Source organism: Streptomyces sp. NPDC048718 (genome assembly GCF_043198875.1).
Taxonomy (GTDB): domain Bacteria; phylum Actinomycetota; class Actinomycetes; order Streptomycetales; family Streptomycetaceae; genus Streptomyces.
Genome location: NZ_JBICVG010000004.1, coordinates 483,582 through 506,098, shown reverse-complemented (window position 1 = coordinate 506,098; position 22,517 = coordinate 483,582). Strand labels below are relative to the sequence as shown.

General features: G+C 72.0%; 21 protein-coding genes and 1 riboswitch. Of the genes, 10 read left to right on the top strand and 11 right to left on the bottom strand.

What is annotated here, in order from left to right; all coding sequences use genetic code 11:
* The first annotated feature begins 69 nt into the window (after positions 1-69).
* From ACGFRB_RS10490 to ACGFRB_RS10470, 5 genes are all read left to right on the top strand, one after another.
* Complete coding sequence (locus ACGFRB_RS10490; RefSeq protein ID WP_393241470.1) at positions 70-759, top strand: glycerophosphodiester phosphodiesterase; 690 nt, start codon at positions 70-72, stop codon at positions 757-759.
* Complete coding sequence (locus ACGFRB_RS10485) at positions 756-1,535, top strand: SAM-dependent methyltransferase (RefSeq protein ID WP_393241467.1); 780 nt, start codon at positions 756-758, stop codon at positions 1,533-1,535. Before ACGFRB_RS10490 ends, ACGFRB_RS10485 begins: the two co-directional genes overlap by 4 nt.
* 143 nt (positions 1,536-1,678) lie before the next feature.
* Positions 1,679-2,818 carry a sensor histidine kinase gene (locus ACGFRB_RS10480; protein ID WP_393241464.1) on the top strand — a complete coding sequence of 380 codons (1,140 nt, stop codon included), beginning with the start codon at positions 1,679-1,681 and terminating at the stop codon, positions 2,816-2,818.
* Positions 2,815-3,534, top strand: a complete 720-nt coding sequence (locus ACGFRB_RS10475; protein WP_393241462.1) for a response regulator — start codon at positions 2,815-2,817, stop codon at positions 3,532-3,534. The genes ACGFRB_RS10480 and ACGFRB_RS10475 overlap by 4 nt, the downstream gene beginning before the upstream one ends.
* A gap of 99 nt (positions 3,535-3,633) precedes the next feature.
* Positions 3,634-4,824, top strand: a complete 1,191-nt coding sequence (locus ACGFRB_RS10470; protein WP_393241459.1) for a serine hydrolase domain-containing protein — start codon at positions 3,634-3,636, stop codon at positions 4,822-4,824.
* Here ACGFRB_RS10470 and ACGFRB_RS10465 read toward each other — a convergent pair.
* The 4 genes from ACGFRB_RS10465 to ACGFRB_RS10450 form a co-directional block, all read right to left on the bottom strand.
* On the bottom strand, positions 4,790-5,341 hold the full coding sequence (locus ACGFRB_RS10465; protein ID WP_393241456.1) for a hypothetical protein: 552 nt from the start codon (positions 5,339-5,341) through the stop codon (positions 4,790-4,792). The genes ACGFRB_RS10470 and ACGFRB_RS10465 overlap by 35 nt on opposite strands.
* Positions 5,342-5,450: 109 nt before the next feature.
* Positions 5,451-5,843, bottom strand: a complete 393-nt coding sequence (locus tag ACGFRB_RS10460) for a hypothetical protein (RefSeq protein WP_393241453.1) — start codon at positions 5,841-5,843, stop codon at positions 5,451-5,453.
* Complete coding sequence (locus ACGFRB_RS10455) at positions 5,840-7,003, bottom strand: spermidine/putrescine ABC transporter substrate-binding protein (RefSeq protein WP_393241587.1); 1,164 nt, start codon at positions 7,001-7,003, stop codon at positions 5,840-5,842. Before ACGFRB_RS10455 ends, ACGFRB_RS10460 begins: the two co-directional genes overlap by 4 nt.
* Positions 7,004-7,169: 166 nt before the next feature.
* Positions 7,170-8,606 carry a gamma-aminobutyraldehyde dehydrogenase gene (locus tag ACGFRB_RS10450; protein WP_393241450.1) on the bottom strand — a complete coding sequence of 479 codons (1,437 nt, stop codon included), beginning with the start codon at positions 8,604-8,606 and terminating at the stop codon, positions 7,170-7,172.
* 192 nt (positions 8,607-8,798) lie between these two features.
* Between ACGFRB_RS10450 and ACGFRB_RS10445 the strand changes: the two genes are divergently transcribed.
* The 5 genes from ACGFRB_RS10445 (at position 8,799) to ACGFRB_RS10425 (ending at position 13,862) form a co-directional block, all read left to right on the top strand.
* A complete protein-coding gene (locus ACGFRB_RS10445) occupies positions 8,799-9,305 on the top strand; it encodes an Lrp/AsnC family transcriptional regulator (RefSeq protein ID WP_361225065.1) in 507 nt (168 codons plus the stop codon).
* A complete protein-coding gene (locus tag ACGFRB_RS10440) occupies positions 9,290-10,678 on the top strand; it encodes an aspartate aminotransferase family protein (protein ID WP_363000858.1) in 1,389 nt (462 codons plus the stop codon). The genes ACGFRB_RS10445 and ACGFRB_RS10440 overlap by 16 nt, the downstream gene beginning before the upstream one ends.
* Before the next feature lie 311 nt (positions 10,679-10,989).
* Positions 10,990-11,730: an ABC transporter ATP-binding protein gene (locus ACGFRB_RS10435; RefSeq protein ID WP_393241446.1), complete on the top strand. Its 741-nt coding sequence runs from the start codon at positions 10,990-10,992 to the stop codon at positions 11,728-11,730.
* Entirely contained in the window at positions 11,712-12,803 is a 1,092-nt protein-coding gene (locus ACGFRB_RS10430) for a hypothetical protein (RefSeq protein ID WP_393241443.1), read from the top strand. Before ACGFRB_RS10435 ends, ACGFRB_RS10430 begins: the two co-directional genes overlap by 19 nt.
* Before the next feature lie 45 nt (positions 12,804-12,848).
* On the top strand, positions 12,849-13,862 hold the full coding sequence (locus tag ACGFRB_RS10425) for a hypothetical protein (RefSeq protein WP_393241440.1): 1,014 nt from the start codon (positions 12,849-12,851) through the stop codon (positions 13,860-13,862).
* Positions 13,863-13,879: 17 nt separating this feature from the next.
* Here ACGFRB_RS10425 and ACGFRB_RS10420 read toward each other — a convergent pair whose 3' ends face one another.
* From ACGFRB_RS10420 to pyrH, 7 genes are all read right to left on the bottom strand, one after another.
* A complete protein-coding gene (locus tag ACGFRB_RS10420) occupies positions 13,880-14,899 on the bottom strand; it encodes an ABC transporter ATP-binding protein (RefSeq protein ID WP_393241437.1) in 1,020 nt (339 codons plus the stop codon).
* Complete coding sequence (locus ACGFRB_RS10415; RefSeq protein WP_393241434.1) at positions 14,899-16,515, bottom strand: ABC transporter permease; 1,617 nt, start codon at positions 16,513-16,515, stop codon at positions 14,899-14,901. The genes ACGFRB_RS10420 and ACGFRB_RS10415 overlap by 1 nt, the downstream gene beginning before the upstream one ends.
* Positions 16,516-16,625: 110 nt before the next feature.
* The gene (locus ACGFRB_RS10410) at positions 16,626-17,723 is read right to left on the bottom strand and encodes a thiamine ABC transporter substrate binding subunit (protein ID WP_393241584.1); all 1,098 of its coding nucleotides are present in this window, start codon (positions 17,721-17,723) and stop codon (positions 16,626-16,628) included.
* Positions 17,724-17,815: 92 nt separating this feature from the next.
* Positions 17,816-17,937: riboswitch (TPP riboswitch) on the bottom strand.
* A gap of 320 nt (positions 17,938-18,257) precedes the next feature.
* Entirely contained in the window at positions 18,258-19,370 is a 1,113-nt protein-coding gene (gene rlmN, locus ACGFRB_RS10405; protein WP_361224641.1) for a 23S rRNA (adenine(2503)-C(2))-methyltransferase RlmN, read from the bottom strand.
* 109 nt (positions 19,371-19,479) lie between these two features.
* Positions 19,480-20,652: a phosphatidate cytidylyltransferase gene (locus tag ACGFRB_RS10400; protein WP_393241430.1), complete on the bottom strand. Its 1,173-nt coding sequence runs from the start codon at positions 20,650-20,652 to the stop codon at positions 19,480-19,482.
* A 388-nt stretch (positions 20,653-21,040) separates the two neighbouring features.
* On the bottom strand, positions 21,041-21,598 hold the full coding sequence (gene frr, locus ACGFRB_RS10395; RefSeq protein ID WP_393241427.1) for a ribosome recycling factor: 558 nt from the start codon (positions 21,596-21,598) through the stop codon (positions 21,041-21,043).
* 133 nt (positions 21,599-21,731) lie between these two features.
* The gene (gene pyrH, locus ACGFRB_RS10390; RefSeq protein ID WP_363000871.1) at positions 21,732-22,496 is read right to left on the bottom strand and encodes a UMP kinase; all 765 of its coding nucleotides are present in this window, start codon (positions 22,494-22,496) and stop codon (positions 21,732-21,734) included.
* Positions 22,497-22,517 lie beyond the last annotated feature (21 nt).

Sequence of the window (22,517 nt, the reverse complement as noted above, 5' to 3'; positions counted from 1 at the left end):
AGCGCGGGCCCGTCCGGATCTCCGGGCGGGCCCGTCGCGCTGCCGGGGCGGACCCGCACAATGAGGGGTATGCAGCCCGTCACTGTCGTAGGTCATCGCGGTGATCCGTACCGCGCCCGTGAGAACACCCTCGCCTCGGTCCGTTCCGCCTTCGCCCGCGGCGCGGACACCGTGGAGGTCGATGTCCGGCTGACCCGGGACGGTGTCCCGGTGCTGCTGCACGACACGACCTTGAAGCGGCTGTGGGGGCACGACCGGCCGCTGGACTCGGTCACGGCGGACGAGCTGGCGGAGCTGACCGGCGGCGGGGTGCCGACGCTGCGCGCGGCGCTGGCCGCCGCCGGGGAGCGGCGGCTGCTGCTCGATCTGCCGGGCGGCGACGAGCGGACGGTCCGCGCGGTCGCCGGCACGGTCGCCGAGTGCGGGGCGCGCGAGCGGGTGGCGTACTGCGCGGGCGGCGCGGCGATGCTGCGGGTGCGGGCGGTGGAGCGGGGCGCCGAGATCGCGCTGACCTGGAATTCGCTCGCCCCGCCGCGCCCGGTGCTGCTCGACGCGCTGCGTCCGAAATGGCTCAACTACCGTTTCGGGCTGGCCGGTCCGGACCTGGTCGCCCGGGTGCACCGGGACGGGTTGCTGGTCTCGGTGTGGACTCCGGACACGAAACGGAGCATGCGTAAGCTGATCATGAACGGGGTCGATTCGATCACCACCAATCGGGTCGACGCGCTCGCCGCCGTACTGCGAAAGGGCCGCACATGAACGACGGGATCCGCACCGACATCGCGCACAACGCCCGCGTATGGAACTACTGGCTGGGCGGCAAGGACAACTATCCGGTGGACCGGGCGGTCGGCGACCAGGTGACCTCGCTGCACCCGAGCATCGGCGCGGTGGCGCGTGCGGACCGGGCGTTCCTGGGGCGGGTGGTGACCCATCTCGCCGCCGAGGCCGGGGTGCGCCAGTTCCTCGACATCGGCACGGGACTGCCGACCGCCGACAACACCCACGAGGTGGCCCAGCGGGTGGCTCCGGACTCCCGGATCGTCTACGTCGACAACGACCCGATCGTGCTGACGCACGCGCGGGCGCTGCTGACCGGGTCGGCCGAGGGAGCCACGGAGTACGTGGACGCCGACGCCCGCGCCCCGCAAGGGATCATCGAGGCGGCGAGCGGGACGCTGGACTTCTCCCGGCCGGTCGCGGTGCTGATGCTGGGCATCCTCAACTTCGTCCCGGACACGGACGAGGCGCGCTCGATCGTGCGGACGGTGATGGCGGCGGTGCCCTCGGGCAGCTATCTCGCGCTGACGCATCCGACGGAGGACCCCGAGGTGGGCGGCGAGGCGAACGCGGCGGCGATGGCGTTCTGGAACGCCAACGCGACCCCGCCGATCAAGGCCCGCGGCCGGGCTGACGTCGCCTCCTTCTTCGAGGGTCTCGACCTGCTGGAGCCGGGCCTGGTGTCGTGCGCGCGCTGGGGCGCGCCGAAGGCGGCGGACGTGGCGCAGTACGGCGCGGTGGGCCGCAAGCCGTAATGCGCGACGGGGGGACGGAGCAGGGCCGGGGCGGGCGGGAACAGCGGGGACAGAGCGGGCGGGAGGAACGGGGCCGGGCCGGGTGGGCGATACGGGCCCCGCGGTGCCTTTCCGGACTGTGGGGCCCGGGGGGCCCGTCCGGGATGCGGCGGAGGCTCGCCGCGTGGGGCGCGGCGCATCCGTGGGCGCTGGACGCCGGGATCGCGCTGCTCGTACAGGCGGCGCTGACGATGCCGTTCGTGGTGCCGCGCCCGCCCGAACTGCCGCCGGCGACCTGGCCGGCGTACGGGCTGACCGCGCTGACTGCCGTGCCGCTGATCTGGCGGCGGCGGGCGCCGTTCACGGTGCTCGTCGCGGTCCTGGCGGCGAGCGGGCTCTACCGGCTCGCGCTGGACGGGCCGGGGCAGCCGCTGCCGTACACGGTCCTGGTCTGCCTGTACACGATCGCCATGCTGTCGCCGCCCCGCGTGCGGTACGCGGCGGCGCTGATCGTCACGCTCGCGGTGCCGGTGTCGGTGTGGCTCAACACCCAGGAGCTGCGTGAACTGACCTTCTCCCTCTTCGTGTTCGGGGCGGCCTACGCGTTCGGCCGTCTCGCGGACGCGCGGCAGCGGGAGCAGCGGGCGGCGGCGGAGCGGGCGACCGCCCGTGAACGGGCCCGGATCGCACGGGAGATGCACGACATCCTGTCGCACGCGGTGAGCCTGATGATCGTGCAGGCGGAGGCGGGCCCGGTGGCGGTACGGGTGGCGCCCGAGCGCGCGGAGGCGGCGTTCGAGGCGATCTCGTCGGCGGGCCGGGACGCGATGGTCCAACTGCGGAGCATGCTGGGCGTGTTGCGCGAGGAGCCGCGGGACGGAGCCGCCTCGCCCGCCGTGCCGCCGCGTGCGCCGCAGCCGGGGCTGGGCGAACTGCCGGAGCTGCTCGCGCGGGTACGGGGCGGCGGTCTCGACGTGCGGTACGCGGCAAAGGGCGCCGAGCGGCCGCTGCCGGCGGCGCTGGAGGCGACCGTGTTCCGGATCGTCCAGGAGGCGCTGACCAATGTGGTCAAGCACGCCCGGGCCCGGTCGGTTCAGGTGCGGCTCGTTTACGGGCCGAAGGACCTCGCGGTGCGGGTGACGGACGACGGGCGCGGGCCGCGCGGCGGCGAGGCGTCCGGCGGGCACGGCCTGACCGGGGTGCGCGAGCGGGCGGCGGCGCACGGCGGCTGGGCGGCGGCCGGTCCGGGGCCGGACGGGCGGGGGTTCGAGGTGCGGGTGGTTCTTCCTTTGGAGGCGGGATGACGGTCCGGGTGGTGGTGGCGGACGACCAGGAGCTGGTGCGCAGCGGGTTCGCGCTCATCCTCGGCACGCAGGAGGACATCGAGGTCGTCGCGGAGGTCGGGGACGGAGGGGAGGCGCTGGCGGCGGTGCGGCGGCTGCGCCCGGACGTGGCGCTGCTCGACATCCGGATGCCCCGGATGGACGGCATCGAGGCCTGCCGGGCGATCAGCTCGGAGACGGACTGCCGGACGGTGATGCTGACGACCTTCGACACCGACGCGTATGTGTACGAGGCGCTGCACGCGGGGGCCAGCGGGTTCCTGCTGAAGGACGTGCGGCGGGACGATCTGGTGCACGCGGTCCGGGTGGTCGCGGCGGGCGAGTCGCTGCTCGCGCCGTCGGTGGCCCGGCGGCTGGTGGAGCAGTACACGGCGGCGGCTCCCCGACGGGGCGGGCCGGGACGGGAGGACGAGCGCCTGTCGGTGCTGACCGCGCGGGAGCGGGAGACGCTGGTGCTGCTCGCGCGGGGGCTGTCGAACGCGGAGATCGCGGCGGAGCTGACGGTCAGCGGCCACACGGTGAAGACGCATGTGGGCCAGGTGCTGGCCAAGTTGGGGCTGCGGGACCGGATCCAGGCGGTGATCTGCGCGTACGAGACGGGCCTGGTCACGGCGGGTGCTCCCCCGGCGGGGGGAGGCGGGGGCGCGGGTTCCTCCCCCGGGCGGGCGAGCCGGTAGGGCGGTGAGGACCGCCGGTGCGGGCGATCCGCTCGACGCGGCCGGTCGACAGGATGGAGCCATCGACAACGACGGCTTTCCCTTCAGGAGTTGACCTTCATGCGTGGCATCCGAATCCGCACCCTGCTCGCCGCGGCCGTGGCCGTGGGCATCGCCGCCGGCCCAGTGGCCTTCCCCGCCTCGGCCGCCGGTCCCGCTCCCGCCGCCACCGCCCTCGGCGCCCAGGTGTCGGACCCCGCCGGGCCGGTGCTCGCGAAGGTGATCGCCGGACTGCCGTCGAAGGACGCGACGGCCGCGCTGGTCCGGGTCGGCGGCACCGAGGGTGTCTGGCGGGGCTCGGCGGGGGTCCACGACCTGGAGTCGGGCCGCGCGGCCGACCCGGACGCCCGCTTCCGGGCCGGTTCGGTGACGAAGGTGTTCACGGCGGCGGTGGTCCTCCAGCTGGCGTCCGAGGGCCGGATCGACCTGGACCGCCCGGCCCGCGCGTACCTCCCGGACCTGATCCCCGCGAGCTACGGGACGGTGACGGTACGCCAGCTCCTCAACCACACCCATGGCATCCCGGCGGCCCGGACGCCCGGCGACACCGTCGAGGAGTGGTACGCGAACCGGCTGGAGATCCGCGACCCGCGTGCCATGGTGCGGTCGGCGACCGCGCAGCCGCGCGAGTTCGCGCCCGGCACGGAGCAGCACTATCTGAACATCGGCTACACGATCGCCGCCCTGATCGTGGAGCGGGTGACGGGCGACTCGTACGAGCACCAGCTGGCGGCCCGCGTCCTGCACCCACTCGGACTGCGGAACACCTACTCCCCGGGCACCAGCCCGCTGATCAAGGGGCCGCACAACCACGGCTACCAGACGATGCGGCTGGAGGACGGGACCGAGGGACTGCGGGACGTGACGGTGTGGAGCCCGACGGACGGCTGGGCGGCCGGGGATCTGATCTCGACGACGGCCGATCTGGAGCGTTTCACCCGGGCCCTGTTCGCGGGCCGGGTGGTGCGCGGGCCGCTCCTGGAGGAGATGTTCACCCTGCCGAAGGTGGCGGACCACACGTCCGGCGAGCCGGCGGCGTTCTCCGCCGGCCTGTCGATGAAGGTCCTGGGCGGGCGCGAGGTGTGGGGCAAGACCGGTGGCCGCTGGGGCTACAACACGGCCATCGCCTCGACCCGCCACGGCGAGCGGACCCTGGTCTACAGCGTCAACTCCACGGACGCGAAGGGCCAGGACGTGAACCGGGTGGCGATGGGTCTCATGCTGGCGACGTTCGGTGCGCCGTCGTCGTGACGGCGGGGCCGGTCAGCGCTTCGAGGCGCTTGATCTGACGGCGTACGACGAGCAGCGGCAGGATGCCGAACACGCCGAACGACATGTCGATGACCGACCACCAGAAGGGGATGCCGCGGACCGGTCCGCAGATCAGGGCGAGCGGGATGACGCCGACGCAGGCGATCATGCCGAACTCGATGATCCAGATATTGCGGACGGGGTCGCGGTAGGGGCCGTAGAAGGCGACGGCGATGACGAGGTGGGCGAAGGCCAGCCAGTCGGTGCCGTACAGCATGTAGGGGGCTTCGGTGTCGGTTCCCTCGATGCCCGTACGGACGCGGGCGATCCACTCGGCGAGACCGGGGAAGGCGTCGCCGAGCGGGGCGGCCCACGAGGTCAACGCCTCGTCGACCAGGCGGAGTTCGGTGACCAGCGGGAACGCGGTGGCCCCGCTGAGCACCAGACAGACGATGAAGACGACCAGCCAGACGCGGATGCGCGTGAGAAGGGCCCGAGGCCCGTTCGTGTCGCTCATGAAGGCAGCGTACGCCTTTCATGAACGTGTTCAAAAGCAGGTGGCGATCTTTCGTACCGCGTCGTGCGGGACGGCGGTCGCACACCGGGCGATCACCCCGCGCCTCCGCTCACGGCGCCCCGCGCATCCCCCGCTCCAGGGCCGCCCCACCGGGCGCGACCACGACCGGCCATCCACTCGACTCCCGCATGTCCGTGGCGACTTGGGCGGCGTCACCCTCCCGGTGGACGAGGAACGGACCGCCGGGCACGATCAGGACGGCGCCCAGGCGGTCAAGGAGTACGGAGAGCAGGTCCATGACGCCGGCGCCGCCGAACCGGTGGAAGGTGACGCAGTCGGCGCGCACCCGCACGTCGGCCTCCCCGCCGTCCGGTGTCCGCACGACGAGCGACTCCCCGTCCCGGGCCACCGTGAACGGGTCGAGCACCTCGCACACGACGGCCCGGTCGAGCGGCGCGGCCGCCCCGTCCGCGAGGCGCGTCACGAAGACCTCGAAGCTCACAGCCCGACGATCGAGTTCCACCGCTTGGCGAACACGGCCCGCTCCTCGGCCGTGATGTCCCGGGCGATCGCCAGCCGCTTGCGCATGGTGTCGTCGGGGAAGATCAGCGGATCCTCGGCGAGCGCGGCCAGTTCCTCGTCGCCGGAGTCGGCGAGGACGTCCCGGGCGGCGGGCACGGGGCACACATAGTTGACCCAGGCGGCCAGTTCGGCGGCGACCTCGGGCTCGTAGTAGTAGTCGATCAGCGCCTCGGCGCTGGCCTTGTGCTGCGCCAGGTTGGGGATCATCATCGACTCCGCCCACAGTTCGGCGCCCTCCTCGGGCACGACGAACTCGATGTCGGGGTTGTCGGCCTGGAGCTGGATGATGTCGCCGGAGTAGGCCTGGCAGGCGAGCACGTCGCCGGTCGACAGGTCCTTGATGTAGTCGTTGCCGGTGAAGCGCCGGATGTGCTTCGTGTGGACGAGCTTCTCGATCCGGTCGCACAGCCGGTCGAAGTCGTCGCCGGTCCAGCGGGTGACATCGGCGCCGTCGCCCAGCATGAGCAACGCGAAGGACTCGTCGAGCCCGGACAGCAGGGTGACCTTGCCGCGCAGGTCGGCCGCCCACAGGTCCTGGGTGGAACGTATCTCCCGGCCGAGCTTCTTGCGGTTGTACGCGATGCCGGTGATCCCGGACTGCCAGGGCACCGAGTGGGCACGGCCCCGGTCGAAGGCGGGCCCCCGCAACAGCGGGTCCAGGTACTTCGCGACGTTGGGCTGCTTCGCCCGGTCCATCTCCTGGACCCAGCCGAGGCGGACGAAGCGGGCGGCCATCCAGTCGCTGATGACGACGATGTCGCGACCGGTCTCCTGGTGGTTCATCAGCGCGGGGCTGATCTTGCCGAAGAACTCGTCGTTGTCGTTGATCTCCTCCTTGTACTGGACGGAGATCCCGGTGCGCTTGGTGAAGGCGTCCAGGGTGGGCCGCTTCGACGTGTTCTTGTCGTCGGTGTCGATGTAGAGGGGCCAGTTGGCGAAGGTCAGCACCCGGTCCCGGGCGGACAGGTCGCGTCCGGCCCGGTCGGCCGGTGCGACGTACGCCGGGGGCACTCCGCAGCCGGCGAGGAGCGCCGCGGCACCGGTACCGCCGATCCCCCGCAGCAGGGCGCGGCGGGGCATGGTCTTCCTGAGGGTCGCTGTCACGCGGACAGCTTCACGGCGGGTGCCGAGGCGGGGCAATGGACGCTCCGTCGACTCGAAGGGCGCGGCCCCGACACCCTGTCGATCAAGGTGTCGGGGCCGCGGGGGCAGAGATCCCAGGCGGGGCCTGGGGAGGGGGGTCGGCTCAGCCGAGCGACGTCATGACGTGCTTGATGCGCGTGTAGTCGTCGAAGCCGTAGGCCGACAGGTCCTTACCGTAACCGGACTTCTTGAATCCGCCGTGCGGCATCTCGGCGACGAGCGGGATGTGGGTGTTGATCCACACACAGCCGAAGTCGAGGGCCTTGGACATGCGCATGGCGCGCGCGTGGTCCTTGGTCCACACGGAGGAGGCCAGGGCGTACTCGACGCCGTTGGCGAACTCCAGGGCCTGGGCCTCGTCAGTGAAGGACTGGACCGTGATGACCGGGCCGAAGACCTCGTTCTGGACGATCTCATCGTCCTGCCTGAGGCCGGAGACGACGGTCGGGGCGAAGAAGTAGCCCTTGTCGCCGACCCGGTGGCCGCCCGCCTCGACCTTGGCGTGGGCGGGGAGGCGCTCGATGAAGCCGGTGACCTGCTTCAGCTGGTTCGCGTTGTTCAGCGGGCCGTAGAGCACGTCCTCGTCGTCCGGCTGCCCGGTCTTCGTCTCGGCGGCGGCCTTGGCGAGGGCGGCGACGAACTCGTCGTGGATGGACTCGTGGACGAGCACGCGGGTGGCGGCGGTGCAGTCCTGGCCGGCGTTGAAGAAGCCGGCGACGGAGATGTCCTCGACGGCCTTGGCGATGTCGGTGTCCTCGAAGACCACGACCGGGGCCTTGCCGCCCAGCTCCAGGTGGACGCGCTTGACGTCCTTGGCCGCCGACTCGGCGACCTGCATGCCGGCCCGGACCGAGCCGGTGATGGAGGCCATCGCCGGGGTCGGGTGCTCGACCATGGCGCGGCCGGTCTCGCGGTCGCCGCAGATGACGTTGAAGACGCCCTTGGGCACGATCTTCCCGATGATCTCGGCGATGAGGACCGTCGAGGCGGGGGTGGTGTCCGAGGGCTTGAGGACGACGGTGTTGCCCGCGGCGAGCGCCGGGGCGAACTTCCACACGGCCATCATCATCGGGTAGTTCCACGGCGCGACCTGCGCGCAGACACCGACCGGCTCGCGGCGGATGATGGAGGTCATGCCCTCCATGTACTCGCCGGCGGAGCGGCCCTCCAGCATCCGGGCGGCACCCGCGAAGAAGCGGATCTGGTCCACCATCGGCGGTACTTCGTCGCTCGCGGTGAGGGCGACCGGCTTGCCGGTGTTCTCGACCTCGGCGGCGACGAGTTCGTTGGCGCGCTCCTCGAAGGCGTCCGCGATCTTCAGCAGGACCTTCTGGCGCTCGGCGGGCGTGGTGTCGCGCCAGGCGGGGAAGGCGGCCGCGGCGGCCTCCATGGCGGCGTCGACGTCGGCCTGGCCGGACAGCGGGGAGGTGGCGTACACCTCGCCGGTGGCGGGGTTGGTCACCTCGATGGTGCGGCCGTCCGCCGCGTCCCGGAACTCCCCGTTGATGTAGTTACGCAGCCGGCGCAGCTCGGTGGTCACTGGCCACCCCTCCTGTCACGTTCCGTACCCCGCACGCCTTCGTGCGGTGTCCCGTTGGGCGAGATGGACGAAGCCTAGTCGGTCCACTGTCGCTTTCAACAGGCCTAACGCCCAGCACCTACGGATTCAGTGTCTGATGACCCTCAAGACAACGGATTACATCAGTTTGGGGTTGCCAGACCGCACGGTTCGGTGCACAGTGAGGACGTGGCCAGTCGTAGCGCAGACTCGAGAACCGGAACCGGTTCGTCCCCGACGATCGATGCCGTCTCCCTGGCGATCATCGAACAGCTCCAGGAGGACGGCCGCCGTCCGTACGCCGCCATAGGCAAGGCCGTGGGCCTGTCCGAGGCCGCCGTACGGCAGCGCGTTCAGAAGCTGCTCGACCAGAACGTCATGCAGATCGTCGCCGTCACCGACCCGCTCACCGTGGGATTCCGGCGGCAGGCGATGGTCGGCGTTCACGTCGAGGGTGACCTGGATCCGGTTGCCGAGGCGCTGACGGCCATGGCCGAATGCCAGTACGTGGTGATGACCGCGGGCTCGTTCGACCTGATGGTGGAGATCGTCTGCGAGGACGACGACCACCTCCTGGATGTGATCAACAGACGCATCCGCACCCTCCCCGGGGTGCGCTCCACCGAGAGCTTCGTCTACCTGAAGCTCAAGAAGCAGACCTATATGTGGGGAACCCGATAGCCGTGAGCAACTCCCGCAGCGATCTCTCCAAGTCCGCCTACGACCACCTGTGGATGCACTTCACCCGCATGTCGTCGTACGAGAACAACCCCGTCCCCACCATCGTCCGCGGTGAGGGCACCTACATCTTCGACGACAAGGGCAAGAAGTACCTCGACGGCCTCGCCGGCCTGTTCGTGGTGCAGGCCGGCCACGGCCGCAAGGAGCTGGCCGAGGTCGCGCGCAAGCAGGCCGAGGAGCTCGCGTTCTTCCCGGTGTGGTCGTACGCCCACCCCAAGGCCGTCGAGCTGGCCGAGCGCCTCGCCCACGAGGCCCCGGGCGACCTCAACAAGGTCTTCTTCACCACCGGTGGCGGCGAGGCCGTCGAGACCGCGTGGAAGCTCGCCAAGCAGTACTTCAAGCTGGTGGGCAAGCCCACCAAGTACAAGGTCATCTCGCGTGCGGTCGCCTACCACGGCACCCCGCAGGGCGCCCTGTCCATCACCGGTCTGCCCGGTCTGAAGGCCCCCTTCGAGCCGCTGGTCCCCGGCGCGCACAAGGTGCCGAACACCAACATCTACCGCGCGCCGCTGTTCGGCGACGACCCGGAGGCCTTCGGCCGCTGGGCCGCCGACCAGATCGAGCAGGAGATCCTGTTCGAGGGCCCCGACACCGTCGCCGCCGTCTTCCTGGAGCCGGTGCAGAACGCCGGCGGCTGCTTCCCGCCGCCGCCCGGGTACTTCCAGCGGGTCCGCGAGATCTGCGACAAGTACGATGTGCTGCTCGTCTCCGACGAGGTCATCTGCGCCTTCGGCCGCCTCGGCACCACCTTCGCCTGCGACAAGTTCGGCTACGTGCCGGACATGATCACCTGCGCGAAGGGCATGACCTCGGGCTACTCCCCGATCGGCGCGTGCATCGTCTCCGACCGGCTCGCCGAGCCGTTCTACAAGGGCGACAACACCTTCCTGCACGGCTACACCTTCGGCGGCCACCCGGTCTCCGCCGCGGTCGGCCTCGCCAACCTCGACCTGTTCGAGCGGGAGAAGCTGAACCAGCACGTCCTCGACAACGAGGGCAACTTCCTCTCCACGCTGCAGAAGCTGCACGACCTGCCGATCGTCGGCGACGTCCGCGGCAACGGCTTCTTCTACGGCATCGAGCTGGTGAAGGACAAGAACACCAAGGAGTCCTTCAACGCGGAGGAGACCGAGCGCGTCCTGTACGGCTTCCTCTCCAAGGCGCTCTTCGAGAACGGTCTGTACTGCCGTGCCGACGACCGCGGCGACCCGGTCATCCAGCTGGCCCCGCCGCTCATCTCGGACCAGTCGACGTTCGACGAGATCGAGCAGATCCTCCGCGCCACGCTGACGGAGGCCTGGACCAAGCTGTAAGCGACGGTCCCGGACCGGGCTCGCCTCGGTCCCCACGCGCGCCACGCCGCCCTCACGGCGTGACACCCCGGCCCGGACCTGCCGCCATCCGAGTGGATGACGGCGGGTCCGGGCCGCGTGCTGTCCGTACCACCCGATCCCAGTCCCTACGGTGCGAAGCGGTGCCCTGGCCCGGGGCCCGGACCCGGGGTGCTCCCCACCCCGGTGACCCACCGGCCCGCCCGGTCGTTCCCCGTACCGGGGGGGTGCCCACCCACGGCACCGGCCGGCGCAGACCGGCACCGACTGGCTCCGACATCGAGGTGTACACGATGGCCCCACCGGACAACGACGTGCTCTGGGCGCGTTCCCTGCGCTGCACCCTGGGCGGACGCCAGGGCGCGACAGATGTGCTCACCGGCGTCAGCGTCAACGTGCGCGAGGGCGAGATCCTCGCCGTCGTCGGACCGCGCGGCAGCGGCAAGACCACCCTGCTGCGCTGCCTGTCCGGGCAGCAGGTCACCCAGGAGGGCGAGATCTGGTTCAACAGCGTGCCCGTGCACACCATGAACCGGGTCCAGCGCGACCGGCTCCACCGGGACCGCTTCGGCTGGATCGGCACCGAACCCGGCCTCGTGCCCGAACTCACCGCCTGGGAGAACACCGCCCTGCCGCTGATGCTGCGCGGTGTCCCCCGCCGCGCCGCCAAGACCGCCGCGGCCGAATGGCTGGAGCGCCTCGACATCGGCGCCTCGGCCCGCAGCCGCCCGCACGCCCTCACCCCCGCTCAGTGCCAGCGGATCGCCACCGCCCGGGCCCTGATCACCACCCCCGACGTACTGTTCGCGGACGAGCCGACCGCCACCCTGTACAGCGGCGACGCCGCGCAGGTGCTGCGTACCCTCACCGCCGCGGCCCGCACGCACGGCATCACCGTGCTCCTGGCGACCCACGACCTCGGCGTCGCCGCCCTCGCCGACCGTACGCTCGCGCTCCGCGACGGACGGCGGGTCGGCTCCCCGGCACCGGCCAACGGGGCGGAGGGCGTCACCGCGTGCTCGCTCTCCGTCTAGTCCGCGGGGCCCACCCGCTCGTCCAGTTGCGCCGTCTGCTGGTCGCCACCGCCGCCGCGGGCGTCGGTTTCCTGCTGCTGTGCGCCCTCGGGTACGCGGTCGGCCACCCCGCCCGCTCCTCGGACGCCGCGCTGCGGCTGCTGTGGTGCCTGCCTCCGCTCGTCGCCACCACGCAGCTGGCGGTGGCCGTGGCCCGTACCGACCCGAGCACCCGGCCCCGGCCCGGCCTGTCCGCGATCGGTCTCGGCCCCGCCCGGCTCACCGCGGTCGCCGCCACCTCCACGGCCGTCTCCTGCACCCTCGGCTCCCTGCTGGCCCTCCTTCTGTTCCTGCATCTGCGCGGCGACATCACCGGCCTCCCCTTCGACGGCGCCGCGTCCGGACTGCTCGCCGCGGGCAAACCGATGCCACTGGCCGCCGCGCTCACCCTGCTCGCCCTCGTCCCCCTGACCGCCGCCACCGCGGCCGGCCTCGCGCTCCGCCCGAACCGGCCCGTGCCCCCCGCTACCGGCCGCTCCGCCACCGCCCAACTGCCCTGGGGTGTGGCGCTGCTCACCGGCGGGCTCGCCGTGGAGACGTACGCGGCGCGCGGCGACGACGGCGGCGTGTTCATCGGCTGGTTCCTCACGGCGATCGGCCTGGCCATGACGGGCCCCGCACTCGTCCACGGGTGCGGCCGGCTGCTCCAGACGCTCCGCCCGGGCGCGGTACGGCTGCTCGCCGGACGCGTCCTGATGACCGAGGCCCTCCGCGTCGGCCGCCCGCTCGGGATCCTGAGCGCGGTCGGCTCGGCCGGGGTGGCGGCGGCCGCGTACTACGGCGGGGCGGCCTTCGGCCCGCTCACCTGGCTGGGCGCGGTGGTGGTCGTCGGCTGCACCACGGCGACCCTGGTGACCGCGGCTCTCGAATCCCGCCGCTCCCGCGCCCGCACCACCGCCGCCCTGCTCCGCCTCGGCGCCCCGCCCTCGATGCTGCGGACGACGGCGCTGCTGCGGGCGGGTGTGCTGCTCGCGGTCTTCGTCCCGCTGACGTGGCTGGTGGGGACGCTGGCGGCGGCGCCGCTGCGGAGGTAGGGCCCGCGTCAGCGGAAAATCCCGCGCGGGGCAGAATCCACGGCGATGGATGTGTTCGTGTGTACGAAGTGCGGGGCCGAGCTGACAGCGCCGGTCGCACGGGTCCCGCTTCCGCCGGAGGCCCATGGCAGTTACGGGCACGATGCCATGCCGCCGCTGATGGAGCCGGGAACGTACGCCGTGGATCCCCTGCCGTCGGGCCCTCCTTACCGTCTCTGGGCGGACATCGAGGAGGCGGACGCCGCGGCCCAGGGGGTCTTCGCGCCGGTCTTCTCGCTGTCGTTCGGCCCGGCGGGCCGGATCGTGATCGCACCGGGCGACACCCGCGGCACCGTGCTGATACCCGAGCACTCCGGCGACTCGTGCCTGGGGATGTGCGCCGGGGAGAAGCCGAACATGGCGTGCGCCGCGTGCGGATCCCTGGTGGCGTCCCGGGAGGACGACTGCGGAATGTGGCAGGCGGTCTGGATGGAACCGGACGCGGTACGCCGGGTGCCGACCGGACGCCCCGCCCCGGCCCCCGTCTTCACCCCTCTCCTGCCGGAGGACCCCGGTGGCGGGTGGAGCGACCGCTGGTCGGCGGCGGCGGGAGCGGCACTGGCCCACCTGCTGGTCGCGTCCGGGGGCGACCGGGTGGAACTTCCGGGCGGGTACGCCGAGCTGATGTTCGCGCGAGCGGTCGAGGCGCTGCTCCCGGCGGACGGGCCCGTGCGCCGGGTGGGGGTGGCCGGCCCGGGAGTGCCGGCCGACGGGAACCTGGACATCGCGCTCGTCCCGGCCGGCGCGCCCGACGCCGCCGGCGGCGCACTGCCCGTACCGCTGCCCGACGGCGTCTGGGCCTGCCTCGCGCTGCCGGGGGAAACCTCGCCGCTGCCCGCGACGGGCGTCCTGCCGGGCGGGGTGCTGCGTGACGACTACCCGGTGCCCGACCGCCCCGGGTGGCTCTTCGCCATCGACTACGGCGTGTTCTTTCGCACGCTGTCCCGGCTGCCGGAGGTCCGACAGCCTTGGCTGCGCGCGCTGTACGACGCGCTTCGGTCGACGCGCTCCTGGCGGTAGCACCCGGCGCCCGTCCGTCACCCGCCGAGAACCACCACGTCCTCCGCCTCGAACACCACGCCCGCCTCCGCACCTTGGTCCGGCGCGTCCCGCAGGCCGAACTCGGCCTCCAGCGGCGGGCCTTCGGCCGGCCGGAGGGTGACGGCGACCCGGGTGCCCCGGAAGGTGCGGGCGGTGACCCGGCAGGCGAGGCCGTCGCCGGGCGGGGCGAGGCGGACGCCGGCGGGGCGGACGAGGAGGTGCCGTTCGCCCTGTGGGGAGCCGTCGGGGACGGGGATCTTGCCCCAGACCGTGTCGGCGGCGGCGCCGGTGACCGTGGCGGGGACGATGTTGTCGAAGCCGAGGAAGCGGGCGACGAACTCGTCCGCCGGGGCCCGCCAGACGTCGAGCGGGGTGCCGGACTGGGCGATCCGTCCGTCGCGCATGACGACGATCCGGTCGGCGAGCGCGAACGCCTCGCCCTGGTCATGGGTGACGGCGAGCACGGTCGTCCCCAACGTACCGAAGAGCGCGCGCAGTTCGACCACCAGCCGTTCGCGCAGACCTCGGTCGAGCTGGCCGAGCGGCTCGTCGAGCATGAGCAGCCGCGGGCGGGGGGCGAGGGCACGGGCGAGGGCCACACGCTGCTGTTCGCCGCCGGAGAGCGCGGACACGGCGCGCCGGCCGGCGCCGGGCAGGCCGACGAGGTCGAGCAACTCCTCGACCCGGGCGGCCTGTTCTCCCTTCGCCACACCGCGCATCCGCAGCCCGAAGGCGACATTGCCGGCGACGTCGCGCTGCGGGAACAGCTGGTGGTCCTGGAACATCAGGCCCACACCGCGCCGGTGCGTGGGCACCGCCGTCTGGTCGGCGCCGCCGAGCAGGACCCGCCCGCCGTCCAGCGGCTGGAGTCCCGCGACGGCCCGCAGCAGGGTCGACTTGCCGCTGCCGCTGGGCCCGAGCACACACACGATCTCGTGCTCGGCAACCTCCAGGTCGACCGCGTCGAGGACGGCCCGGCCGCCGAACCGTACCGTCGCACCGGCGAGCGTCAGCATCAGAACTCCCCCGTCGTCCGGTCGGAGCGCAGCCGTTCGAGCAGCAGCAGGGACACCGCGCACACCACCATCAGGATCGTCGAAAGGGCCATGGCCTGGCCGTAGTTGAGGTCGCCGGGCCGGCCGAGCAGCCGGGCCACGGCGACCGGCAGGGTCGGATTGTCGGGGCGGGCGATGAACACCGTCGCGCCGAACTCGCCGAGCGACACGGCGAACGCGAACCCGGCGGCGATCAGCAGCGCCCGCCGCACCAGCGGCAGATCGACCTCGCGCCACGCCCGCCACGGCGACGCCCCGAGCACGGCGGCGGCCTCCCGCAGCCGGTCGTCCACGGCCCGCAGCACCGGCAGCATGATCCGTACGACGAACGGCACCCCCACCAGGGCCTGCGCGAGCGGCACGAGGATCCAGCTGGCCCGCAGATCCAGCGGCGGCTCATCCAGGGTGATGAGGAATCCGAAGCCGACGGTCACGGCGGACACCCCGAGCGGCAGCATCAGCAGCGCGTCGAAGCCGCGCACCAGCCGCCCGGAGCCGCGCCGGGTGAGCGCGGCGGCGGCGAGACCGCCGATGACGACGGCAATCGCGGTCGCGGCGAGCGCGTACTGGAGGGAGTTGACGAGAGTGTCGGTCATCGGCACGAGGAAGGTGCCGCTGTCGTCGACGGACTGGAGCGCCCGGTAGTAGTCGAGCCCGTACCCGTCCGGGGTGGCGAAGGAACGCTCGACGAGGACGGCGAGCGGGGCGAGGATCAGCAGCGCCACCGACAGCAGGACGCCGCCGAGCAGCGCACGCTGTCCGGCGCCGCGCGGCCGGCGCGCGGTCCGCTCCGCCGGGACCAGCCGCAGCGCGGTCTCCCGGCGCCGCACCATCCGGGCGTGCACGGCGAGGATCGTGCCGACGGCCGCGAACTGCACGAGGGTGAGAACGGCGGCCGTGGACAGCTGGAGCCGGTCGGCCGTCTGCCGGTAGATCTCGGTCTCCAGCGTCGAGTACGCGGGGCCGCCGAGGATCTGCACGATGCCGAAGGAACTCGCCGTGAACAGGAACACCATGAGCGCGGCGGAGGCGACGGCCGGTCCGAGCGCGGGCAGGGTCACCCTCCGCCAGGCCCCGAACCGGGACGCGCCGAGGACCCGCGCGGCCTCCTCCTGGCGCGGGTCGAGCTGCGCCCACAGGCCGCCGACGGTGCGGACGACGACCGCGTAGTTGAAGAAGACATGGGCGAGGAGGATCGCCCACACCCCGTTGTCGAGCCGCAGACCCCACAGTTCGTCGAGCAGTCCGCGCCGGCCGGCCAGGGCGAGGAACGCCGTCCCCACCATCACGGTCGGCAGCACGAACGGCACGGTGACGACGGCGCGCAAAAGCCGCTTGCCGGGGAATTCGAGCCGTGCGAACACATACGCGCCGGGCAGCGCGACGAGCAGGGTGAGCGCTGTCGAGGCGACGGCCTGCCACAGCGTGAACCACAGCACGTCGAGGATCTCGGGCCGGGTCAGCGTCTCGCCGAACCCGCCGAACGCCCACGCGCCGTCCGGCCGGAGCCCGCGCCCCACGATGGAGGCGACGGGCCAGGCGAAGAACAGCGCGAAGAACGCGACGGGCAGCAGCATCAGCCCGAGCCGCGCCGCGTTGCCCCCGCGCCCCGGGGGCGCCGGGGCGGTGGGGGTGAGGGGAGCCTCGGACGCCCCGGATGTCTCCGGGCCCTTTGGGCTCTTCGGGGTTACTTCAGGACGAGCGAGGTCCACTGCTGAATCCACGGGTCGCGATGGTCGGCGATCTTCTTCGGGTCCATCGTCTCCGGCTTGTCGACGACCGCGCCGTGCTCGGTGAACAGGGCGGGCAGCGTCGCGTCCTTGGCGACGGGGTTGACGAACATCTGGAGCGGCATGTCGTCCTGGAACTTCTTCGAGATCAGGAAGTCCAGGAGCGCCTTGCCGCCCTCAGGGTTGCGCGCCCCCTGGAGCAGCCCCGCGAACTCGGTCTGCCGGAAGCAGGTGCCGGTGGACACCCCGGTCGGCGCGGTCTTCGGCCGCGGGTCGGCGTACAGCACCTCGACCGGCGGGGAGGAGGCGTAGGAGACGACGAGCGGTCGGTCGCCCTTGGCCTTCTTGCCGCCGGCGGAGCCGGAGAACTCCTGGTTGTAGGCGAGCTCCCAGCTGTCGACCGTCTTCACGCCGTTGGCCTTGAGCTTCTTCCAGTAGTCGGCCCAGCCGTCGTCGCCGTAGCGGGCGGCGGTGCCGAGCAAGAAGCCGAGGCCCGGGGAGGACCGCTCGGGGTTCTCGATGACGAGCAGGTCCTTGTACGCGGGCTTCGCCAGGTCGTCGAAGGTCTTCGGCGGCGCGAGCTTTCGGCCCTCGAAGTACGCCTTGTCGTAGTTGACGCAGACGTCGCCGGTGTCGATCGGGGTGACCCGGTGCTCCGCCTTGTCGAGCTGGAGCGCGCCGGGGATCCGGTCCAGGCCCTTGGCCTCGTACGGGGTGAAGATGCCGTTGTCGAGGGCGCGGGACAGCAGGGTGTTGTCGACGCCGAAGAAGACGTCGCCCTGCGGGGAGCCCTTGGTGAGGATCTCCTTGTTGACGGCCGCGCCGGCGTCGCCGCTCTTGAGGACCTTGACCGTGTAGCCGGTCTGCTTCGTGAACGCGGCGAGCACCTCCTTGGAGGCGCTGAAGGAGTCGTGACTGACGAGCGTGACGGTCTTGCCGGCCGTCTTCCCGCCCGTACCGGACCCGTCCGCGGCGGTGTTCCCGCCGCACGCGGCGAGGGTGGTGACCCCGAGCGCGCTCACGAGCGCGACGGCGGCCAGCTTCCCGCTGCTCATCTTGGTGTGCACTGGTTTTCCTCCTGGGTGTGACCAGGAAGAGACGCGGCCCTGCCCGCTCCGGGGATCCGGGCGCGGGCAGGGCGCAACAGCTCGAGTCTCGTCCGAACTTCCTACCCAGAATGACCTGGGCGAGGTTCAGAGGGTCTGCGGTCCCCCGGCCGACGGCCGGTCACCGCACTCTCAGCGCTGTGGCGCTCCCCTGTCGGAATATGCAGATGTGTTCGAACCCAGCGTACTAGGGCGTGTTTCGAAAGTCCCTCCTGGCCCACGACGCCTGGCACGCACGCTCGCTGCGTTGTCGGAGTCATCCAAGTACGCCCAGTACGAGGATGATCCTCCGCCTTGCGATCGCACGCACCAGACGCCGCAGACCCCGCCCTCCGGGCGGACGGAGCTACTTTCGACACACGCCCTAGGCGCGGTCCCCGCCGGGGCGGGAACCCGGGCCCGAACCCGGGCCCGAACCCGAGCCGGAATCCGGGCCGGGACCCAGCCGGGACCGGCCGGGACCCTGGCGGCCGGGGCCCGGGCTCAGCGCTCGGAGGCGGCGAGCTGTCCGCAGGCGCCGTCGATCTCCTGGCCGCGGGTGTCGCGGACGGTGACCGGCACGCCGTGGGCGGCGATGGCCTCGACGAAGGCCCTCTCGTCCTCGGGGCGGGACGCGGTCCACTTCGAGCCGGGCGTCGGGTTCAGCGGGATGAGGTTGACGTGCACCCGCTTGCCCTTGAGCAGCCGGCCCAGCAGGTCGCCGCGCCACGCCTGGTCGTTGATGTCGCGGATCAGCGCGTACTCGATGGAGATCCGGCGGCCGGACTTCTCCGCGTACTCCCAGGCCGCGTCGAGGACCTCGCGGACCTTCCAGCGGGTGTTGACGGGGACCAGGGTGTCGCGCAGCTCGTCGTCGGGCGCGTGCAGCGACACCGCGAGGCGGCACTTGAAGCCCTCGTCGGCGAAGCGGTGCATCGCCGGGACGAGACCGACGGTGGAGACGGTGATGCCGCGCTGCGACAGGCCGAGGCCGTCGGGCTCGGGATCGGTGAGCCGGCGGATGGCGCCGACGACCCGCTTGTAGTTGGCGAGCGGCTCGCCCATGCCCATGAAGACGATGTTGGACAGCCGGGCCGGTCCGCCGGGGACCTCGCCGTCGCGCAGGGCGCGCATGCCGTCGACGATCTGGTGGACGATCTCCGCGGTCGACAGGTTGCGGTCGAGTCCGGCCTGGCCGGTGGCGCAGAACGGGCAGTTCATGCCGCAGCCGGCCTGCGAGGAGATGCACATGGTGACCCGGTCCGGGTAGCGCATCAGGACCGACTCGACGAGGGTGCCGTCGTGCAGCCGCCACAGGGTCTTGCGGGTGGTGTCGTCGTCGCAGGAGACGTGCCGGACCACCGACATCAGGTCGGGCAGCAGCTCCCCGGCCAGCTTCTCGCGGGAGGCGGCGGGGATGTCGGTCCACTCGGCCGGGTCGTGCGCGTACCGGGCGAAGTAGTGGGTGGACAGCTGCTTGGCGCGGAACGGCTTCTCGCCGATCGCGGCGACCGCTTCCTTGCGCTCGGCGGGCGACAGGTCGGCGAGATGCCGCGGGGGCTGCTTGGCCCCGCGGGGGGCGGTGAAGGTCAGTTCTCCGGGAAGTGGACGGGCCACGGCGGGCGTCTCCTCAAGACGACGAGGTCCGACGTCCCCACGGTGGCGGGGAGTACGAAGGGCCCGCGGCGACACGCCACAGGCCCTTCCAGCGTACCGCTGTCGTCCGTCAGCCGGTGCCCACGAAGAGCGCGAGCAGCAGCCACACCACCGGCGCCGACGGCAGGAGCGAGTCCAGCCGGTCCATGATGCCGCCGTGCCCGGGGAGCAGGGTGCCCATGTCCTTGATGCCGAGATCCCGCTTGATCATCGACTCGCCGAGGTCGCCGAGCGTGGCGCTGGCCGCGACCGCGAGGCCGAGCAGCAGGCCCTGCCACCAGACGCCGCCGTCGATGAGGAATTCCATGCACAGCGCGCCCGCCGCCATCGTGAAGCCGATGGCGCCGGCCAGGCCCTCGCGGGTCTTGCCGGGGCTGATGCGCGGGGCGAGCTTGTTCTTGCCGAAGCGCCAGCCGACCGCATACGCGCCGGTGTCGCTGACCACGGTGAGCAGCAGGAAGGTCAGCACCCGCCACGGCCCGTCGTCCGGAGTGAGCAGCATCGTCACGAACGTGGCCAGGAAGGGCACGTAGAACAGGGCGAAGACGCCCGCCGTGACGTCCTTCAGATAGCCCTCGGGCGGTTCGGTCATCCGCCAGACGAGGACGGCGAGTGCCGTGAGGGCGGTCGCCACCCAAGCGCCTTCGGCACCCCGCACGTATCCGGCGACCACCATGGCGGCGCCGCCGACAGCGAGCGGGATCAGCGGGGCCTTGATCTCCTTGCGTTCCTTCAGCCGGGAGGTCAGTTCCCACAGGCCGACGACGACCGCCAGGGCGACGACGCCGACGAAGACCGGCTTCCAGATGAAGAGGGAGGCGATGATGACGGCGCCGAGGCCGACGCCGACTCCGATCGCCGCGCCCAGGTCACGGCCCGCGCTCTTCTTCTGCCGCGGCTGCCGCCGGGGCGGGGGCGTGGCCGCCGGCGGCTGGGAGGGGCTGGACATGGGCTCCTGCGGGTGCTCGTGCGCCGGCGGCGTCTGGTCGTGGAACGCGGGCTGGTGAAACCCCGGCTCGCCGGGATCCGGCTCGGGCGGCGACGCGTGCGCGTAGGCCGGTGCCGGCTGCGCCGGATCGTACCGGTGTCCCGGCGCGTGGCCGGGCCCGGGTCCGTATCCGGTGCCGGGGCCGTAACCCGGTCCGGGGACGTACCACGGCTCCTCGCCGTGGCTCCGGCCGTGGCCGTGACCGTAGTCGTGGTCCAAGCCGTGGCTCTGGTCATGGCCGTAGCCGTGGGCCATGCCATGGCCATGGCGCTGTTCCGGTGCCCGGCCCGTTCCCTGGGCGGGTCCGTACGCCGGTCCCGGTCCCGTTCCCCGGACGGCCCCTGGCTCCTCGGGGAACACCGGATTCCCGGGGAATCCGGCTCCCTGCGGGACACCGTGGCCGTGCGGGGCGGCGGGGGCCGCGTACGGGTGATCGGCCGCCGGGGGACCGCTCGGGTGAGCGATCCCCCGGCCGTGAACGTCCTGGTCGTCGCCGGCGGGCGCCCCGGACACGACGGACAGCGGCCGCGTACGTGTCGTCGGGTGCGCCTCGTGGGCGTGGGCGGGACCCGCCGGGGCAGGCCCCTGGCCGGGCCCCGGTCGGCCGTATCCGGCCGGGGCCCTCCAGGATGAGTCGTTCACATCAGACCTCGAGGAGCTCGGCTTCCTTGTGCTTGAGCAGCTCGTCGACCTGCGCGACGTACTTCGCGGTGGTGTCGTCGAGCTCCTTCTCCGCGCGGCGGCCGTCGTCCTCGCCGACCTCGCCGTCCTTGACGAGCTTGTCGATCGTCTCCTTGGCCTTGCGGCGCACGGAGCGGATGGAGATCTTGGAGTCCTCGGCCTTGCCCTTGGCGACCTTGATGAACTCCTTGCGGCGCTCCTGCGTCAGCTCCGGGAAGACCACCCGGATGATGCTGCCGTCGTTGCTCGGGTTGACGCCGAGGTCCGAGTCGCGGATGGCCTGCTCGATGTTGCGCAGCGCGCTCTTGTCGAACGGGGTCACCACGGCCATGCGCGGCTCCGGCACCGAGAACGACGCCAGCTGATTGATCGGGGTGGTGACACCGTAGTAGTCGGCCACGATCTTGTTGAACATCGCCGGGTGCGCACGGCCGGTGCGGATCGCGGCGAAGTCCTCCTTGGCGACCACGACGGCCTTCTCCATCTTTTCCTCGGCCTCGAGGAGGGTCTCTTCGATCACCAGTTGCTCCTGCGTGTCGTCGCGTTGTGTCCTGCACGGTGTACGACCGGCAGGGCTCTGTCCATCCCCCTCGCGGGGACCGTCCCCCTCATGGGGGGGGTGCGTCCCCTCGCGGGGTGGTTCCCGGTTCGGGTCAGGCCCGGGTGCCCTGGTCGCTCACGAGCGTGCCGATCTTCTCACCCTTCACCGCGCGGGCGATATTGCCTTCGGCGAGCAGCTCGAAGACGAGGATCGGAAGGTTGTTGTCCCGGCACAGGGTGATGGCGGTGGCGTCGGCGACCTTCAGATCGCGGGACAGCACCTCCCCGTACTCCAGCGCGTCGAACTTGACCGCGTCCGGGTTCTTCTTCGGGTCGGAGTCGTAGACACCGTCCACGCCGTTCTTGCCCATGAGCAGGGCTTCGGCGTCGATCTCCAGGGCACGCTGGGCGGCCGTGGTGTCGGTGGAGAAGTACGGCATGCCCATGCCCGCACCGAAGATGACCACGCGGCCCTTCTCCAGGTGGCGCACGGCGCGCAGCGGGATGTAAGGCTCGGCGACCTGGCCCATCGTGATGGCGGTCTGGACGCGGGAGTCGATGCCCTCCTTCTCCAGGAAGTCCTGGAGGGCGAGGCAGTTCATCACGGTTCCGAGCATGCCCATGTAGTCGGAGCGTGCCCGGTCCATGCCGCGCTGCTGGAGCTCGGCACCACGGAAGAAGTTGCCGCCGCCGATGACGATCGCGATCTCCGCGCCGTCGCGCACGACCGCGGCGATCTCGCGCGCGATCGCGTGCACCACATCCGGGTCGACTCCGAGGCCGGTGCCTCCGGAGAATGCCTCTCCGGACAGCTTCAGCATGAAGCGGCCGGCCTTCTTACCGTTCTTGTCGTCGCCCTGGGCGGCGCCCTGATTCATGGAGATCTCCTCGTGCACATA